This window comes from Variovorax sp. 22077, assembly GCF_052044195.1.
Lineage (GTDB): Bacteria > Pseudomonadota > Gammaproteobacteria > Burkholderiales > Burkholderiaceae_C > Variovorax > Variovorax atrisoli.
This window is the reverse complement of sequence record NZ_JBQEQC010000074.1, coordinates 1-1262: the sequence shown is the minus strand read 5'-3', so window position 1 is coordinate 1262 and position 1262 is coordinate 1. Positions and strand designations below refer to the sequence as shown.

Annotated in this window: 1 protein-coding gene; it reads right to left on the bottom strand. The window is 70.6% G+C overall.

Annotated features, from left to right (window positions below; genetic code table 11):
• On the bottom strand, nucleotides 1-1262 hold a 1262-nt coding region (gene hemA / locus ACTJLF_RS34535; protein ID WP_440884889.1), incomplete at both ends, for a glutamyl-tRNA reductase.

Below are 1262 nucleotides of genomic sequence, written 5' to 3'. Positions count from 1 at the left end.
CGCTCTTTGCGCAGGAACAGGCGCGAGATCGTCTGCGCCGTCTGCTCGCGCGAGGCGGCATCGCCCGCGTGCAGCTCGGCCATCGCGCCGTGCATCATCTTCTGGGTGAGGCCGCGCGACATCGCTTCGAGCACCGCCTCGATCGGCTCGCCCTTGGCCAGCAGCTTGCGCGCACGCGCCATCTCGGCGGCGCGCCACTCGTCGGCCTGCGCGTTGAGCTGCTGGATCAGCGGCACCGTGCCGCGCTGGCCCAGCCAGTGCATGAAGTTCTGCACGCCGGCGTCGATGATCACCTCGGCCTGCGCCACCGCGGCCTGGCGGTTGGCCTGGCCCTGCTGCACCACCTGGGCGAGGTCGTCGACGGTGTAGAGATAGATGTCTTCCAGCGCTTTCACCTCGGGCTCGATATCGCGCGGCACGGCCAGGTCGACCATGAACATCGGGCGGTGCTTGCGGGCCTTGAGTGCGCGTTCGACGGCGCCCAGGCCGATGATCGGCAGGGTGCTGGCGGTGCAGCTCACGACGATGTCGAACTCGGCCAGCCGCGAGGGCAGGTCGGCCAGGCGCATCGCCTCGCCGCCGAAGCGTGAGGCCAGCTTCTCGCCGCGCTCCAGCGTGCGGTTGGCGATGGCGATCGACTTGGGCTCCTTCGCAGCGAAGTGCGTGGCCGCGAGGTCGATCATCTCGCCCGCGCCGACGAACAGCACGCGGGTCTTGCGCAGGTCTTCGAAGAGCTGGCCGGCCAGCCGCACCGCGGCGGCGGCCATGCTGATGGAGTGGGCGCCGATCTCGGTGGCGGTGCGCACTTCCTTGGCCACCGCGAAGGAGCGCTGGAACAGCTGGTTCAGCGTGCTGCCGAGGGCGCCTGCCGTCTCGGCGGCGCGCACGGCGTCCTTCATCTGGCCGAGGATCTGGGCTTCGCCCAGCACCATCGAGTCGAGCCCGCTGGCCACGCGGAAGGCATGGCGCGCGGCTTCGCCGTCGTGCAGGGTGTAGGCGTGCGAGCGCAGCAGGGCGGGGGCCACGCCGCCGCTCTGGGCCAGCCAGCCGAAGGTGTGGTCGAGCGCGGCGTGTTCCGAGGCGCAGTAGATCTCGGTGCGGTTGCAGGTGGAGATGATCGCGGCCTCGACCTGGGGATGGCGGCCGGAGGCGAAGGAACTGCGCAGGCTCTGCAGCGTGGGGGCGATCTGGTCGAGCGCGAACGCGAAACGACCGCGCAGATCGAGCGGCGCGGTCGTGTGGTTCAACCCGAGGGCCCAGAC